Source organism: Ramlibacter sp. MMS24-I3-19, assembly GCF_050320135.1.
Taxonomy (GTDB): domain Bacteria; phylum Pseudomonadota; class Gammaproteobacteria; order Burkholderiales; family Burkholderiaceae_C; genus Ramlibacter.
In genome coordinates this window covers 2,011,648-2,028,171 of record NZ_CP190017.1, presented here as the reverse complement: position 1 = coordinate 2,028,171, position 16,524 = coordinate 2,011,648, and the positions used below count along the sequence as shown (strand labels likewise).

Here is a 16,524-nt window from a genome sequence, read left to right as displayed (position 1 = left end):
AAGCACTTAGCTCGGCCTGTGAATGTGGCACTTGAGGGTCGTAACCATTCACAGGATGTAGCGGGACAGGTCCTCGTTGCGACTCAGGTCGGCCAAGCGGGCGTCGACGTAGGCTGCGTCGATGGTGACGGTCTGCCCTTCCAGCCGCGTCGCCTCGAAGCTCACGTCGTCGAGCAGGCGCTCCATCACGGTGGAGAGCCGGCGCGCGCCGATGTTTTCGGTTCGCTCGTTCACCTCGAAGGCGATGTGCGCCAGGCGCCGGATGCCTTCGGGCGCGAAGGCGAGTTGCACGCCCTCGGTGCCGAGCAGCGCCTGGTACTGCTTCACCAGCGACGCGTGCGTGCTGGTGAGGATGGCTTCGAAATCCTCGACCGAGAGCGACTGCAGCTCGACGCGGATCGGCAAGCGTCCCTGCAGTTCCGGGATCAGGTCGCTGGGCTTCGAAAGATGGAACGCGCCGCTCGCGATGAACAGGATGTGGTCGGTGCGCACCGGCCCGTACTTGGTGGACACCGTCGTGCCCTCCACCAGCGGCAGCAGGTCGCGCTGCACGCCCTGGCGCGAGACGTCGGCACCCGAGGTCTCGCTGCGCGAAGCCACCTTGTCGATCTCGTCGATGAAGACGATGCCGTTCTGCTCGGCGTTGTGGATCGCCTGCGTGCGGATCTCGTCCTCGTTCACCAGCTTGCCGGCCTCCTCGTCGACCAGCAGCTTCATCGCCTCGCCGATCTTCAGCTTGCGCGTCTTGCGCCGCTGGTTGCCGAACTGGCTGAACATGCCGCGCAACTGCTCGGTCATCTCCTCCATGCCGGCGGGACCCATGATCTCCAGCTGCTTGTTCGCCTCGGCCAGGTCGATCTCGATGTCCTTGTCATCGAGCTGGCCCTCGCGCAGCTTCTTGCGGAACGACTGGCGGGCCGCGCTGTCGGACGCCACGCCCGGCACGAGGATGTCGAGCACGCGCTCCTCGGCGGCATCCTCCGCGCGCGTGCGCACCTTGCGCATCTCGGCCACGCGGGTCTGCTTCACCGCGATCTCGGCCAGGTCGCGCACGATCGAATCCACGTCCTTGCCCACGTAGCCCACCTCGGTGAACTTGGTGGCTTCCACCTTGATGAAGGGCGCGTCGGCCAGCCGCGCCAGACGGCGTGCGATCTCGGTCTTGCCCACGCCGGTGGGCCCGATCATCAGGATGTTCTTGGGCGTGATCTCCGGCCGCAGCTTCTCGTCGACCTGCTGGCGCCGCCAGCGGTTGCGCAGCGCAATGGCCACGGCACGCTTGGCTTGCGCCTGGCCGACGATGTGCCGGTCGAGCTCGGAGACGATTTCCTGGGGAGTCATCGCGCTCATTCCAGCACCTCGATCGTGTGATGCATGTTCGTGTAGATGCAGAGCTCGCCGGCGATTTCGAGCGATTTCTTCACCATGTCACGCGCGGGCAGCTCCGTGTTGTCGAGCAGCGCCTTGGCCGCGGCCTGGGCGTACGAGCCTCCGGACCCAATGGCGATGATCCCGTGCTCGGGTTCGAGCACGTCGCCGTTGCCGGTGATGATGAGCGACGCGTCGCGATCGGCGACGGCCAGCATGGCCTCCAGCCGGCGCAGCACGCGGTCCGTGCGCCAGTCCTTCGTCAGCTCGATGGCCGAGCGCACCAGGTGTCCCTGGTGCTTCTCGAGCTTGGCCTCGAAGCGTTCAAAGAGGGTGAATGCATCGGCAGTGGCACCGGCGAAGCCCGCTAGCACCTTGTCGTGGTAGAGCTTGCGCACCTTGCGCGCCGAGCCCTTCACAACCACGTTGCCCAGGGTCACCTGTCCGTCGCCGCCAATGGCGACCTGCCAGCGACCATCCGGCATCTTGCGCCGGACGCTCACGATCGTCGTTCCGTGGAATTGGTCCATCGGCGCCACATGGGGGCCGACCAGGGCTTTGCAAGCCGGACTGTCCAGGCCGTCTAGTCGCGCCTGGCGATGATGCGCGCGTGTTCGCCGATGCCGATGACGTTGAAGAACGCGGCCACCAGCCGATGCACCTCGACGAACTGCACCTGCCGGCCTTCCGACTGGCGCGCGCTCACCCAGTTGAGCACGGAGCCGGCAGCAGTGAAATCGATGCGCACCAGCCGCGCGCAGGAGATCACCATCACGTCGGCACCGCTCAGGCGCTGCTCCAGCAGGGTGACGGCCTCGGTGGCATCACCGAGGATGTGCCCGGCGAGTTCGACGGTGGCCACCTGCGCCACCTGCTGTGAGTTCAGGCCGACCGTCTGCGTGTCGCCATAGCCGTTGGTGGCCAGCCCGGACGCCATCGAGTCGCGGTAGACCTCGCCCACGATGGTGTGGCCGCCGGCATAGCTGCCGTCCGGCTGCAGGGCCTTGTACTCGCAGCGCGCGCTTTCCCAGGAGGGAGGCGACACCTCGTACGTCACGCAGTAGTCCAGCGCGACCAGCTCGAACTCGTCGGGCCGGTGCATCACGCGCAGGACTTCCAGGCGCAGCTTCCACCAGGCCGGATTCACGTTCTTGTCACCCGACGGCGTGGCGTTGCGCAACACGGCCTCGAGCTTGTCGGCGCCGATGAAGCGCAACTGCACCTGCTGCGAGGCCCAACCGCTGAACAGCCGGGTGAGCGGATCGATGGCGGGCTCGTCGATCGAGGTGAGCTTGACCCAGGACAGGCGCCAGGGTTGCGCCGCCCGACCGAGCGCGGCATTGAGCGTCGCGAGCGACTGGGTGCCGAAGTTGCTGGGCGAATTCCAGTCCGCCACCTGCGCGTTCGGCGAAGGGCCGGGACCTGCCTGCGCGCTGCCCATGCGGCCGACCGCCTCGGGCAACGACATCCACTGCGGGGCCGACCGGCCGAAGCGATTGGCGAAGTCGATGGCCGCCGTCTCAAAGCGGTCCTGCTGGCCGGTGGCGCGGTACAGGTCGAACAGCGTGAGCCAGGTCTCGTCGTGGCCGATGCGCGAGCCGCCCGGGCCGAGCACCTCCATCAGGCCCGCCTCGGCGCCCGAGTCGTCGCCGTTCGCGAAGCGGATGGCGGCTTCCTCCAGCTCCGGGTCGTGCGCGAATTCATCGACCTCGTAGGCGACGAACTTGGACGTCGTGAAGCTGCTCGGGCCGTTGTTGGTGTCGGGCGCGGCCGCCGGCATCTGCAAAGGCGGCAGCTCCGGGCGCAGCGGCGCCGGCGCCGTGGCCACCGGCGGGATGACCTCGGTCAGCACCGGGGGCATCGGTGGGGGCGTGCGCGGCGCAGCAGCGGCTGCGGGCCTGCCAGCGGCAGGCTTGGCCACTGCAGGCTCGCCGCCCGCCGTCGACGTTCGCGCGGCCAGCGGCAGCGGTTCGGTCTTCTCGTAGCTGCCCGGCTGCGCAGCGAGGTGCGCCGGCAGCGCCATCGCCGACACCGGTGCCCGCACGCCCGCCTGCGGACCCGCGACGGGCGACGGTCGCGGCTGCGAGTCCGGCGGCATGTGCGACGACACGGGGAAGTTGGTGCTGCTGCCCACGGTGCGGGCATCGCCGTTCTTGTTCTTCCACCACTGCATCGACATCTGCGCCTCGATCTCGTCGATCTTCTTCAGCGTCGTGGCGCGGTCGTCGGGCTTGGAGGGCAGCGAGCTCTGGAAGAACGAAGGCCGGGCCCCTGGATCCTGGCCGGCCATCACCTCGCTGCGGCGCATCTTGCGCAGCATGTCGAACTCGCGCTTGCGCACGAAGTCGTTGCGCCGCTTGCGCTCGATCATCTCCTTGAGCATCTGCTTGGAGTACGAGCTCTCGCGGTCGGAATCCTGCTCCGCGTCCGACCAGCCCGAACCCGGGCTGCGGACGAAATTCACCACCTTCGAAAGAAGTCCGCCGCGGGTGTCGTCCTTGGGCATCGGTGCGTCGTGGTGCTGCTGGCGCGGGATGCGGGCGATCAGTCGCCGAACATCTTCTGCTTCAACTCGCGGCGCTGCTGCGCCTCGAGCGACAGGGTGGCGGTCGGGCGCGCGAGCAGCCGGCCGACGCCGATCGGCTCGCCGGTCTCGTCGCAATAGCCGTAGTCACCGGCATCAATGCGGGCGATCGACTGCTCGATCTTCTTGAGCAGCTTGCGCTCGCGGTCGCGGGTGCGCAGTTCCAGGGCGTGCTCCTCCTCGATCGTGGCGCGGTCGGCCGGATCGGGGACGATGACGGTGTCCTCGCGCAGGTGCTCGGTGGTCTCGCCGGCGTTGTTCAGGATGTCCTGCTTCAACTGCACCAGCTTGCGCCGGAAGAACGCCATCTGCTTGTCGTTCATGTACTCCGAATCGGGCATCGCCAGCACCTCCTCGTCCGACAGTTCGTCGGCCGATTTGGACTTCCAGTTGTTGGCGAGCTTCGGATCTTTCTTGATGTTGACGAGGGGCGGGGGAGTGAGCACGGAGGATGTGGAGGTCTTGACGTAGCTGGCCTTGGGGGCGGTGGACGCGACCGACTGCGCCATCGAGGGCACGGTGATCTGCGCCAGCCGGGCCGACGGCCTGGTCGCGCGGGCGGGCGTGCCCGGCGCGGGGGCCGGCAGGGGCTTGGCGGGCGCCGGCTGGGGAGCCGGTGCCGCCGCTACGGGTGTTGGCTTGGCACTCGCCGGGGCGGGCGCCGCCTTGGGGGCGACGGGCGCTTTCACGGCGGTGGACGGGGATTTCTTCGCCGGCACTGGAGCCGGCGCGGCCTTCCTGGCCGGCACCTTGGCCGGCGCCGCCTTCTTCGCGGGCACCTTGGCAACTGGCTTGGCGGCCTTGGCTGCGGGCTTCTTCGCGGGCGCGGTCTTCTTGGCCGCCGGCTTCTTGGCGGCCGCCTTGGCGACTGGTTTCACCGTCTTGGACGCGGATTTCGCCGCGGGGCGGGCCTTGGCTTTGGGAGCTGCTTTGGCCGCCTTCGCGGGCGCCTTGGGCTGGGGCTTCACGTCCGTCTTCTCCTCATCGCGCGCACGCGGGCCTGCGGGCTCCCGGTGAGCGTCTGTTCTGGGGGGTGACCTTCATCGGTGCGAGTTATACCCTGATTGTCGGGTACGACAGACCATGGATGAGGGATTTGGCGGACGGGGCGCCGCAGGGGCGCCACAGGTTGCCAACGGGGGCACGCGGGCCGGCATCACGTATGGCAAAAGCGCGACAGTGAACCGCCCCGGGCCCCCGGGCCGGCCGCTTCGCAGCGATCACGACAGGCACTGCTCCAGCCCCTGCAGGAAGATGTCCCGCGGCAGGTCGATGCCGATGAACACCATCTTGCTGGTGCGGGTCTCGCCCTCGGCCCAGGCCGGCCCGAGATCGCTGCCCATCAGCTGGTGCACGCCCTGGAAGATCACCTTGCGCTCGGTGCCCTTCATGTTCAGCACGCCCTTGTAGCGCAGCATGCGGGGGCCGTAGATGTTGACCACCGCTCCGAGGAAGTCCTCCAGCCGGGCCGGATCGAACGGCCGATCGGACCTGAACACGAAGCTCTTGACGTCGTCGTCCACGTGGTGGTGGTGACCGTGGCCTTCGTGGGCGTGGGACGGGTGGCTGCAGTGCTCGCCATGCTCGTGGTCATGGTCGTGGCCGTGCGCATGGTCATGATCGTGCTCGTCCTCCTTCAGGAAATCCGGATCGATGTCGAGCTTGGCGTTGAGGTTGAAGCCGCGCAGGTCGAACACCTCGCCCAGCCCGACCTCGCCGAAGTGCACGGCCTTCTGCGGCGCCCGCGGGTTCATGTGCTTGAGGCGGTGCATCAGCGCGTCCGCCTCGTCCTTGGCCACCAGGTCGGTCTTGCTGACGAAGATCTGGTCGGCGAACCCGACCTGCCGGCGCGCTTCCTGCCGGTCGTTCAGCTGCTGGGCCGCGTGCTTGGCGTCCACCAGCGTGAGGATCGAGTCGAGCAGGTAGGTCTCGGCGATCTCGTCATCCATGAAGAAGGTCTGCGCCACGGGGCCGGGGTCGGCGAGGCCGGTGGTCTCGATCACCACGCGGTCGAAGTCGAGCATGCCCTTGCGCTTCTTGGCCGCCAGCAGCTGGAGCGTGGCGCGCAGGTCCTCGCGGATCGTGCAGCAGATGCAGCCGTTGCTCATCTGGACGATCTGCTCCTTGGACTCGGTCACCAGGATGTCGCTGTCGATGTTCTCCTCGCCGAACTCGTTCTCGATGACGGCGATCTTCTGCCCGTGCGCCTCGCTGAGCACGCGCTTGAGCAGGGTGGTCTTCCCCGAGCCGAGGAAGCCGGTGAGGATGGTGGCGGGGATGAGGGCCATGGCGGTGCGGGTTCCGGCGAAAGGGGCGGCAGTGTAGCGGAGGACCGAAGCCCGCGCGGCCCGCGGTTCATCGGCGCACGATCGCCAGGCCCTTGAGGTATTCGCCTTCCGGGAACACCAGAGTCATCGGGTGGTCTGGCGCGCCGGCCAGCCGCGCCGTGACGTAACCGTCCACCCCGGCATCGATGGCGGCCGAGGCGACGATCTTGTGGAACAGGTCGGCGCTGATCCCACCCGAGCAGGAGTAGGTGAACAGCACGCCGCCGGGCTCCAGCAGCTTGAAGGCGAGCCGGTTGATGTCCTTGTAGGCGCGGGCCGCCCTTTCCGCATGCGCGGCCGTGGGTGCCAGCTTGGGCGGATCGAGCACGATCGCGTCGAACCGGCGGCCCTCCTCGATGAAGCGGCGCAGGCTCGCGTTGACGTCGGCATCCAGGAACTCGGCGCGGTCGGCCTCGAAGCCGTTGAGGGCCACGTGCGCTCGTGCCCGCTCCAGCGCCGGTTGCGAAGAATCGATGGACGTGACGTGCGCAGCGCCTCCTGCCAGCGCGGCCACCGTGAAGCCGCCGGTGTAGCAGTAGCAATTCAGAACGCGCTGGAAGCCAAGCCGCCGCGCTTCGCGCGCGAACAGCCCGCGGCTATCCCGCTGGTCGAGGTAGAAGCCGGTCTTGTGGCCGGTGGCGATGTCCAGCGACAGCCGCCAGCCGTGCTCGCGGATCTCCAGCTCGGTCGGCCCGTCGCCGCGCAGCCAGCCGCGCTCCTCGGGCAGGCCCTCGAGCGCACGGGAGCTGGTGTCCGAACGCTCGTACAGGCGCGCCAGGCCGGTCTCCGCGAGCAGGGCATCGGCCAGCACCGCCTTCCAGCGCTGCACGCCGGCAGACAGGAACTGGGCCACCAGCGTGTCGCCATAGCGGTCCACGATCAGGCCCGGCAGGCCGTCCGATTCCCCGTGCACCAGCCGCATCGCGTCGCTGTCGATCGCAAAGCGCGCCCGCGCCCGCACGGCGGCGGCGACCGCCGCGCGGAAAAACGCCGCGTCGATGCGCTGGCCTTCCTCGAAGCTCCAGCAGCGGGCGCGGATGCGCGAGGCGGGACTGAACGCGGCCCACGCGAGGAACGAACCGTCGTGCGCCTCGATGCGCACCGTCTCGCCCGGGTCGCCACCGCCCTTGGCGATGGCCGATTCAAAGATCCAGGGATGGCGGCGTTGCAACGAACGCTCCTTGCCGGGCCGAAGGCGGACGGATTTCATGGGTGGATTGTCCAACCCCCGGCGACAATGGCCCGAACTCAACAGCAGTGAGAGGGCTGGTGGCGTGACGGGCAGCAGCAATTGGTGGCGCACGGTCGTGCGCGCGGCGTTCATCCTGTGCGTGGCCTGCATCGGCCCGGCCTTCGCGGCCGACCGGATGCTGCTGCTCGACCCGGAGGTCGGTCGCGTCACCCTTGGGGGCGAGGGCCAGTACTGGATCGACCCGACCGGCAGCGCCGGCATCGACCAGGTCGCCGGCCCGAACAACATCGGCTGGCGCCCGACCAGCGCGGGCATGGTGCATCGCTTGCGGCCCGGCAAGGCGCTCTGGCTGCGCTTCACGCTCGGCGAAACCGACGACAGCCAGCGCTGGTGGCTGGAGGTGCCCTATTCCGCGGTCGACCGCGTCACGGTCTACGCGGCCGACAGTGCGTCGCGCTGGATCGAGCGCACGGCGGGCGACACCCTCGCAGTGGCCAGCTGGCCGGTGCCGCACCGCCATCCCGTGCTGCCGCTCGCGCTGACGCCCGGCAGTTCGCAGGAGTTCTTCGTCCGCATCGAGAACACCGTCAGCTTCAGCGCACCCCTGGTCTTCACCAGCGAACGCGAGCTGCTCCGGCAGGAACAGCGCACCGCCCTCTTCCTGGGCATCTACTTCGGGCTGGTCGCCCTGTCTGTCGTGCTCGCCGCTGCCACCGGTGTCTGGCTGCGCGATGCGGTGTTCGGCTGGTATGGCCTCGCGGTGTCGCTCATGGGGCTCTCCCAGGCCGCGGTCACGGGCGTCGCCGGGCTGCACCTCTGGCCCACCAACCCCTGGTGGAACAACGTCTCGGTGGTGGCCCTGCCGATCGCCGCGGTCGCCGTGCTGCTCTCGTTCCTCTCGGCCCTGGTCTCGCTGCCGCAGCGCTCGAAGCGGCTGCACCTGCTGTTCTCGGTGCTCTCGGCGGTGTGCCTCGCCGTCGCCGCCCTGGTGCTGGTCGCGGAGCCCGGCATGCGCATGCGGCTGATGGTGCCCACCGTCCTCATCGCGGTCGTCAGCGGCATCGCCGTCCTGGCATGGGCGGCGATGCGCGGCGACCGCCACGCCGGCTGGCTGCTGATGGGGATGCTGCCGATGGGGATCGGCGCCTCGCTGCCGATGGCACGTGCGCTGGGCCTGCTGTCGGTCGGGTTCTGGACCACCAACGGCATGCTGCTCGGGATCGCCGTGGACCTGCCGATCCTGCTGATGGTGCTGGGCCTGCGCGCGCAGGATCGCGTCGAGAACACGCGCCGCATCCACCGCTTCCAGCGCATCGATCCGGCCACCGGCCTGGTCAACGCCCAGGTGTTCCAGGCGCGGCTGGCGCGGCTCATCGCGCGCAGCACCCGCCTGAAGCAGGAAAGCCTGGTGCTGCTGATCGACGTGGTCAACGCCGAGCAGATCCGGCGCGACTTCGACCGCCGCGCCGCCGAGGAACTGCCACTGCGCGTCGCCTCCCGTCTTCTGTCCTTCGCGCGCGAGATCGACACGGTGGCGCGGCTCTCCGAACATCGTTTCGGCGTGCTGGTGGAAGGTCCGCTGGTCCGCCAGGAAGCCCTGGGCACCGGCGCCAAGGTGATCGCCCGCTGCCTGATGCCGTTCGAGGGCAAGCCGCTCGACTGGGTGCCGCAGGTGCGCGTGGCCCAGGGGTTCCTGCCCGGCGCCGGCGAGGCGCAGCTGGTCGTGGACAAGCTCGGCGCGATGCTGGCAATGGCCCCTGCCGACAGCAGGCGCGCCGTGTTCACGCTCGGCGCCTGAGCGTCCTGCCCCGACCGTTCGCTAGCGCTTGCGATGGGCGCGCGGGTGCGCGGCGTCGTAGGCCCTGGCCAGGTGCTGGAAGTCCAGCCGCGTGTAGACCTGCGTCGTGGCGATGTTCGCGTGCCCCAGCAGCTCCTGCACCGCGCGCAGGTCGCCGCTGGACTGCAGCACGTGGCTGGCGAACGAATGGCGCAGCATGTGCGGGTGCACCGGCGTGGCCAGCCCCGCTTGCCCACTGCGCCGCCGCAGCCGCAGCCACACCGACTGCGCGCTCAGCCGCTTGCCGCCGCGGCCCACGAACAGCGCCGGGTCGTTGCCCGCCAGCTGCGGTCGCAAGGCCAGCCAGGCCTGCAACGCCTCGACGGCCTTGTGCCCGATCGGCACCGCACGCCGCTTGCTGCCCTTGCCCAGCACGTGTGCCTCGCCGGCATCCAGGTCGATCCAGCCGCGCGCCGTGCCGCTGGCCACGGCATCGAGGCCGACCAGCTCGCCCACGCGCAGCCCGCAGCCATACAGCAATTCCACGATCGCGACGTCGCGTGCCTCCAGCAACGGATCCGCATCGTCGTCATCGTGGTCGGCCAGCCGCATCGCGTCGTCGACGCCGAGGGCCTTCGGCAGCGGACGCGGCGACTTCGGCGCCTTGATGTCCTGCACCGGGTTGCTGCCCACCAGGTCCTGCAGCCCCAGCCAGCGGTAGAAGCCGCGCCAGCCCGAGAGGATCAGCGCGATCCCGCGGCCGCCTCGCCCGGCGCCGTGCATCTGCGCCACCCAGCGCCGCACGTGCACGGCCTGCACCCGCGCCAGCGGCACGCCCGCGACCTGCGCGTTGTCCAGCAGCTTCTGCAGATCGAGCGCATAGAGTTCCACCGTGCGCTGCGCGAGGCGCTTGCCCACGCGGACATGTTCGAGGTAGCGCTCGACCAGGGCCGCGTCGGCGTCGACGGTCATTGAGGGTCGCGCAGCCGCGAGAGCGAGGCGGACGCCAGTTCGGCGATGCGCTCTAGGAAATCGGTGCCCATGCCGGCCGCGAACCGCTGCGGGTCGGGCGAGGCCAGCACCAGCATGCCGAAGGCGCGCGACGCGTTCTGCACCGGCCCGTCACGCAGCGGGATCAGCGCCACCGACATCGCCATCGCGGTGTCGTCGAGCCAGTTCACCGCCTCGAAGCCGGAGTTCACGCCGCAGTACGGCTGCGTGATCGACGAGGCAAAGGTCTTGGCGTCGTCGCTCACGTCGGCCGCGAATCCCTCGAAGGCATAGTCGGCCGACACATCCCAGATCCTGATCGCCGCCTGCGGCACCTGGAATTGGGCAATCAGCTCGGACACCAGCACCTTGGGCAGCGCCGCCGGGTCGCGCACCAGCATCAGGCTGCGGGTCCAGCGGTGCAGGCGGTCGGCGATCACCATGTTCTCGCTGCCGTGCCGCACCATGTCCATGATGCGGTGCTCCAGCGCCTTGATCTTGTCGCGCAGCATCCCGGCCTGCCGCTCCTGCAGGCTCACCGCCCGGTTGCCGTGCGGACTGGTCAGCTGCACGCTGGCCAGCAGTTCGGCATGGCGGACGAAGAAGTCGGGCGAGTTCGCCAGGTAGTTGGCGATGTCGTCCTCGGTGAGGGGAGTCATGGATGTCGTCATTCGGGGATCTCGATCTCGCCTTCGAACACCGTCACGGCCGGGCCGGTCATGCGCACCGGTGCCTTGCCACCAGCCCACTCGATGGTCAGCACGCCGCCGTGGGTCAGCACGTCCACGCGCGCATCGAGCAGCCCGAGGCGGATGCCCGCCACGACGGCGGCGCAGGCGCCCGTGCCGCAGGCCAGCGTCTCGCCGGCGCCGCGTTCCCAGACGCGCAGGCGCACATGGCCGCGGTCGATGACCTGCAGGTAGCCGGCGTTGACGCGGCGTGGAAAGCTGGGGTGGTGCTCGACGAGCGGGCCTTGCGTGGTGACGGGCGCGGTATCGACGTCGGGCACGACCTGCACCGCATGCGGGTTGCCCATGGACAGCACCGCAACATCGACACGGGACGGCTGCGTGCCCGCGCCCAGGTCCAGGGGCCACACCTGCCAGTCGCCCTGGCGCCGCGGCTGCAGCGCCGTGGCGTCGAAGGGAACCGCAGACAGGTCGAAGATGGGCGCGCCCATGTCGACCGTGACGCGCCCATCCGGGCGTTCGCTCAGTTCCAGCACCTGGTTGACGGTGCGCACACGAATGGTTCGCTTGTCCGTGAGGCCATGCTCGCGCACGTAGCGCACGAAGCAGCGCGCGCCGTTGCCGCAATGCTCGACTTCGCCGCCGTCGGCGTTGTGGATCACGTACTCGAAGTCGACGCCTGCATCCGGCGCCGGCCGCACCGAGAGGATCTGGTCGGCGCCCACTCCGAAGTGCCGGTCGGCCAGCCACTGGTACTGGCGCGGCGAGAGATCGAGGCGGCCCGCGGTCTCGTCGAGCACGACGAAGTCGTTGCCCGCGCCCTGCATCTTGGTGAAGCGGATCCGCATCGCGCCATTATCGGCGCTGCGGGTCTGCCCGCTCCTGCGCCGCCGGCGCGATGCCTATGCTCTGACGCATCCCCACCACGCCACGCCGCACCATGCGCATTCCCGACTGGACCCCGCAAGCCAGGCCGCAGCCGCAGGACCTGCTCGACGCCATCCTGGCCCGCCGCGGCGGAGCCCTGCTGAACCTCGACAAGGCCCTGCTGTGGAGCGAGCCGCTCGCACGCGGCTGGAACGTCTACCTGAAGGCCGTGCGCAGCGAGCTGCCCACCAGCCGCAAGCTGCGCGAGCTGGGCATTTGCACGGTGGCCCTGCTCACCGGCGCAACGTACGAGTACCACCACCATGCGCCCGATTTCCTCGCCGCAGGTGGCACGCAGGTCCGAGCTCGAGGGATTGCAGGCGTTCTGCCGCCAGCCCGACGCGCTGCCCACCATGCTGTCCGGCGACGAGGCCCTGGTGGCGCGCTACGCCGCGCAGATGACGCAGCGCGTGAAGGTCGACGACGCCCTCTTCGCGCAGATGCAGGAGCGGTTCGGCACGACCGAGCTGGTGGAGATCACCGCCGCGATCGCCACCTACAACATGGTCGCGCGGTTCCTCGTCGCACTGGGCGTGACGCCGGAAACCTGAGCGGCCGGCCTCGAATCGCCATGCTGTAATCCGCCGATGGTCAGAGCCGCGCAACTGCTGCACCCCCAGCGTGAACCCGTCGCCACGCGCCCTGCCGCCACCGTCCTGCTGATGCGCGACACGCCGCGCGGCCCCGAGGTCCTGATGACGCGCCGCTCGCCCACCGCGAGCTTCGCGCCCGGCGCCTATGTCTTTCCCGGCGGCGGCATCGATGCCGCCGACGCGCAGGCGCATGCGATCGCCGCGCGGCGCCCGACGCAGGACGACCTGCGCCTCACGCAGGCCATCGCCGCCATTCGCGAGAGCTTCGAGGAGCTGGGCGTGCTGCTCGCGCGGCGCGCCGACGGCAGTCCGGCGGACCATTCCGACATCGCGGCACTCGATCGGCACGCGCCATTCGCGGCGCAATGCCAGGCGCGCGGCCTCACGCTTGCCGCCGACCAGGTGTTCGTGCTGGCGCACTGGATCACCGACCGCGACCTGCCGCGCCGCTTCGACGTGCCGTTCCTGGTTGCAGGCATGCCGCAGGACCAGGAGCCGGTGGCCGACGAAGCCGAGCAGTTCGAGCCGCTGTGGATCCGGCCGGCCGAGGCGCTGGAGCGCCATCGCGCGAAGCAGTTCTTCATGATCTTCCCCACCATCCGCACGCTGGAGCGGCTGCGCGGATTCGGGAGCGTCGACGAGGTGCTGGCCGCCTGCGCGAGCGAGCAGCCGCTGTGGACCAGCTGCCCGCGTGCCGGCCTGCTGGCCGGCAAGGAGGCGCGCTACATGGAACACGAGGCGCCCTATGGCGAGCTCGCGCTGGTGTGCCCCGACGGCCAGATCCTGCACGCGCTCGACTGGCGGCGCGACCAGCCGGTCTCCCTGCTGAGGAACCTGCGGCGGCTCACCGCGCCGAATGCCAGCGTGATGACCGGGCCCGGCACCAACAGCTACATCGTGGGCGATGCGGCCACCGGCTTCATCGTCATCGACCCGTTCCGAACGATGCCGCGCACCTGCAGCGGATCCACGCGGCCACCGGCGGCGACATCCGCCTGATCGCCTGCACGCACTCGCATCCGGACCATTCGCCCGGCGCGCGGCCGCTGCAGGCCATGTGCCCGACGAAGCCGCCGATCCTGGGCCTGCCGTCGCGGCCGACCTCGCGCCCCGACAGCCAGTTCACGCCGGACCGCGAGCTGGCCGACGGCGAGCTGCTGCAGGTGCAAGGCGAGGGCACAACGCACACGCTGCAGGTCATCCACACACCGGGTCATGCGTCCAACCACCTGTGCCTGGTGCTGCGCGAGGACGGCCTGCTGTTCTCGGGCGACCACGTGCTCAATGGCAGCACCACCATGGTCAGCCCGCCCGACGGCGACATGACCGCGTACCTGGACTCGCTGGACCGCCTGACCGCCGCGTGCCGCGAGCACGCCATCGAGTTCATCCTGCCCGCGCATGGCCACGTGCTCGGGTTCGCACCGGAAGCCATCGCCCGCCTGAAGCTGCACCGCTTGCAGCGCGAAGCGAAGGTGGTTGCCGCCATGCGGGCGCGCCCGGAAGGCAGGCCCGAAGACTGGGTGCCCCTCGCCTACGACGACACGCCCGAGGCCGTGTGGCCCCTGGCGCTGCGGTCGTTGCTGGCGCACGTCGACCGCATCCGCGCCCTCGACCTGCTGCATTGATCCCCGGAAGGCCCTCGCTACACTGGCCGAAAAGTGGAGCGAGGGGTCGAAGATGGGGATGGATGAAGGTGCCCGCCTCGCGCGGATGCACACGGGCATCGACGCGCACCGGGTCGAATTCACCGGCAGCGGCGCCGAGTACTTCCGGGTCTGGATCGTCAACCTGCTGCTGACCGTCGTGACGCTGGGGCTGTACACGCCCTTCGCGCGCCGCCGCACCGCCCGCTACTTCTACAGCCACACCGTCGTGGCGGGCAGCCCGCTCGAGTTCACGGTCACCGGCGGCCGCATGCTGCTGGGATTCCTCCTGCTGGTCGGCCTGTACATCGCGTTCAACCTCGCCGCCGGGAGCGACCAGCAGGTCGCCACCGCGCTGATGCTGGTCGGCGGTGCGGTGCTGGCGCCGTACTTCTGGGCCAGTGCCATGCGCTTTCGCATGAGCAGCACCCGCTGGCGCGGCGTGCGGCTGCAGTTCGCCGCCACTTGGCCGCAGGTGTACCGCGCGGCATGGCCGATGCTCGTCATGGCGATCGTCTGGATCGGGGTGTCGACCACGATGGCAACGATCGCGCCGCACGACCGTGCCTCCAGGGTTGCGCCTTCCTCCGGCGAGATCGCGGTCCTCTTCGCCGTCCTGGGCGGCGGCACGCTGCTCAGCGTCATCGCCACCGTGGTGCTCGACTACCAGGCCAAGTGCCTGGTCGTCCTGCACGGTCGCGTCGGCGGCCAGCCGGGCCGCTGGAAGCCCGAGCTGTCGGACTTCTTCCGCATCTGGCTGGCGGCCGCCGGACTGTTCCTTGCCTGCGTGCTGGTCGCGAGTGCCGTCGCCGGCGTGCTCGCCTTCTTCGCGATCGGCGCGGTGCGCGGCAGCGGCGCAGGGGCGAAGATCGCCCTCGTCGCACTGGTGCCGCTCGCAGCCATCCTGCTGCTGGTCGCCGCCTCCGCCCCGGCACGCGCCTACCGTCAGGCCCGGGTGTTCCGCCTGGTGTGGAACAACATCGGCGTGAGCCGCATCGCGCGCTTCAAGTCGCGCCTGCGTGTGCGCCGGTACGTGACCCTGCGCCTGCGGAACGTGCTGCTGACGCTCCTGACGCTCGGCCTCTACCGGCCGTTCGCGCTGGTCAGCGAATACCGCATGCGCGCCGAGTCGGTCAGCCTGCACGTGAAGGGTGGCCTCGACCAGCTGGCCGGCCAGCTCGCGCGCGAGGAACAGGCGCTGGGTGACGCGGTGGCCGGCGCCATGGGCCTCGACCTGGTCGGCTGATGGACCGCGCGTTCCACGCGCGCTGGTTCGACGGCCGCAGCAGCGCAGGCCAGCTGGTGCATGTCGCGCTGTCGGGCTCGCCGCGCGGACCCGTCCTCAGGCTGCTGCAACTGGGTACCGGCACGCACCTGCTCGAACTGGGTCCGCGCGAGGTGCGATGGCCGGAGTCATGGAGCACGCAAGCCAGGCCCAAGCCGCTGGCGGTGGACCTCGGTCGGCATGGCAGCCTGCAGGTGGACGACGGCTCGCTGTGGCACCGCGCGCAAGCAGCCGCCGGCCACCGGCCCACGTTGGCGCCGCGCATGCAGACGCGGTGGACGGTGCTCGCCGGCGCCTGCGTGATGGCCTTGGCTGCGCTCGCGGCCTTCTACCACTGGGGCACGCCGTGGGCCGCCACCCGGCTCACGGCGCACGTGCCCCTGGCCTGGGAGATCGGCTTGTCCGAACGCGCGCTGCGTGACCTGGACGGCCGGCACCTTCGACCCAGCCGGTTGCCCGTGCCACGGCAGCAGGCGTTGCGCGCCCAATTCGACCAGCTGGCCTCGCGCGCTCGCGCGGGCCACTGGCCCGATCGCGGCTATGCGCCTGTGTTCCAGCTGGCATTCCGTGCCGGCCTCGGCGCCAATGCGCTCGCACTGCCTGGCGGCCAGATCGTCATGACCGACGGCCTGGTGGAAACGGCCGCCGCGCGCGGGCTGTCCGACGACGCCCTGCTTGGCGTGCTGGCGCACGAGATCGGCCACGTCGCCCATCGCCACACGACCCGCATGCTGGTGGAACCTGGCGTGCTCAACATCGGCCTCGGCCTGGCACTGGGCGACGTCCCGACACTGGTGTCGAGCGGCGCCTCGCTCCTGACCGGCCTGGCCTACCAACGCGGCCACGAAGCGCAAGCCGACTGTTTCGCGTTGGCGTTGATGCGGGAAGCCGGCATCGCGACCGCGCCGACAGCGGACCTGCTGACGGCGATCGACAGCCACGGCAGCGAAGGCCCCGCCTGGTCGGCGCTCCTCAGCAGCCACCCCCAGACACCAGAACGCGCCGCAGCCCTGCGCGCCGGCAAGGCCGAGGGCTGCTCGTAAGCAAGGCATGGGTTGCTCTTAACCAAGAGCGGCTCGCAAGACGCACTCGGGTCGATCGCCCTGCACCCTTTCGCGAGCGCAGCTCGCGCGGCGTTCGCGCGGA

At 69.9% G+C, this 16,524-nt stretch carries 13 protein-coding genes and 1 pseudogene; 5 read left to right on the top strand and 9 right to left on the bottom strand.

From position 1 onward, the window contains the following. Positions 1-48: 48 nt before the first annotated feature. The 6 genes from hslU to ACPWT1_RS10130 form a co-directional block, all read right to left on the bottom strand. Positions 49-1,350 carry an ATP-dependent protease ATPase subunit HslU gene (gene hslU, locus ACPWT1_RS10155; RefSeq protein ID WP_427915245.1) on the bottom strand — a complete coding sequence of 434 codons (1,302 nt, stop codon included), beginning with the start codon at positions 1,348-1,350 and terminating at the stop codon, positions 49-51. After that, the gene (hslV, locus tag ACPWT1_RS10150; RefSeq protein WP_427915244.1) at positions 1,347-1,898 is read right to left on the bottom strand and encodes an ATP-dependent protease subunit HslV; all 552 of its coding nucleotides are present in this window, start codon (positions 1,896-1,898) and stop codon (positions 1,347-1,349) included. The genes hslU and hslV overlap by 4 nt, the downstream gene beginning before the upstream one ends. Positions 1,899-1,951: 53 nt before the next feature. Next, a complete protein-coding gene (locus ACPWT1_RS10145) occupies positions 1,952-3,874 on the bottom strand; it encodes an STAS domain-containing protein (protein ID WP_427915243.1) in 1,923 nt (640 codons plus the stop codon). A gap of 38 nt (positions 3,875-3,912) precedes the next feature. Continuing rightward, positions 3,913-4,920, bottom strand: a complete 1,008-nt coding sequence (gene dksA, locus ACPWT1_RS10140) for an RNA polymerase-binding protein DksA (RefSeq protein ID WP_427915242.1) — start codon at positions 4,918-4,920, stop codon at positions 3,913-3,915. A 252-nt stretch (positions 4,921-5,172) separates the two neighbouring features. Beyond that, entirely contained in the window at positions 5,173-6,240 is a 1,068-nt protein-coding gene (locus ACPWT1_RS10135) for a CobW family GTP-binding protein (RefSeq protein WP_427915241.1), read from the bottom strand. Positions 6,241-6,307: 67 nt separating this feature from the next. After that, the gene (locus ACPWT1_RS10130) at positions 6,308-7,489 is read right to left on the bottom strand and encodes a class I SAM-dependent rRNA methyltransferase (RefSeq protein WP_427915536.1); all 1,182 of its coding nucleotides are present in this window, start codon (positions 7,487-7,489) and stop codon (positions 6,308-6,310) included. A gap of 97 nt (positions 7,490-7,586) precedes the next feature. On the opposite strand from ACPWT1_RS10130, the gene ACPWT1_RS10125 reads away from it, so the two are divergent. Beyond that, positions 7,587-9,269 (top strand): sensor domain-containing diguanylate cyclase, encoded by a 1,683-nt coding sequence (locus tag ACPWT1_RS10125; RefSeq protein WP_427915240.1) that lies wholly within the window; start codon positions 7,587-7,589, stop codon positions 9,267-9,269. A 21-nt stretch (positions 9,270-9,290) separates the two neighbouring features. On the opposite strand, the gene ACPWT1_RS10120 is transcribed toward ACPWT1_RS10125, so the two are convergent. From ACPWT1_RS10120 to dapF, 3 genes are read right to left on the bottom strand one after another with little or no spacing between them, the layout of a single operon-like run. Further along, positions 9,291-10,220 (bottom strand): tyrosine recombinase XerC, encoded by a 930-nt coding sequence (locus tag ACPWT1_RS10120; protein WP_427915239.1) that lies wholly within the window; start codon positions 10,218-10,220, stop codon positions 9,291-9,293. After that, a complete protein-coding gene (locus tag ACPWT1_RS10115; protein WP_427915238.1) occupies positions 10,217-10,909 on the bottom strand; it encodes a DUF484 family protein in 693 nt (230 codons plus the stop codon). Before ACPWT1_RS10115 ends, ACPWT1_RS10120 begins: the two co-directional genes overlap by 4 nt. Then, entirely contained in the window at positions 10,906-11,775 is an 870-nt protein-coding gene (gene dapF, locus ACPWT1_RS10110; RefSeq protein WP_427915237.1) for a diaminopimelate epimerase, read from the bottom strand. The genes ACPWT1_RS10115 and dapF overlap by 4 nt, the downstream gene beginning before the upstream one ends. A 342-nt stretch (positions 11,776-12,117) precedes the next feature. Between dapF and ACPWT1_RS10105 the strand changes: the two genes are divergently transcribed. From ACPWT1_RS10105 to ACPWT1_RS10090, 4 genes and pseudogenes are all read left to right on the top strand, one after another. Next, complete coding sequence (locus ACPWT1_RS10105) at positions 12,118-12,405, top strand: carboxymuconolactone decarboxylase family protein (RefSeq protein WP_427915236.1); 288 nt, start codon at positions 12,118-12,120, stop codon at positions 12,403-12,405. 36 nt (positions 12,406-12,441) lie between these two features. Then, positions 12,442-14,075: pseudogene (locus ACPWT1_RS10100) on the top strand (MBL fold metallo-hydrolase). A 58-nt stretch (positions 14,076-14,133) separates the two neighbouring features. Next, positions 14,134-15,339, top strand: coding sequence for a YjgN family protein (locus ACPWT1_RS10095; protein ID WP_427915235.1), 1,206 nt, complete (start codon positions 14,134-14,136; stop codon positions 15,337-15,339). Next, a complete protein-coding gene (locus ACPWT1_RS10090; RefSeq protein ID WP_427915234.1) occupies positions 15,339-16,421 on the top strand; it encodes a M48 family metallopeptidase in 1,083 nt (360 codons plus the stop codon). Before ACPWT1_RS10095 ends, ACPWT1_RS10090 begins: the two co-directional genes overlap by 1 nt. Positions 16,422-16,524: the final 103 nt, after the last annotated feature.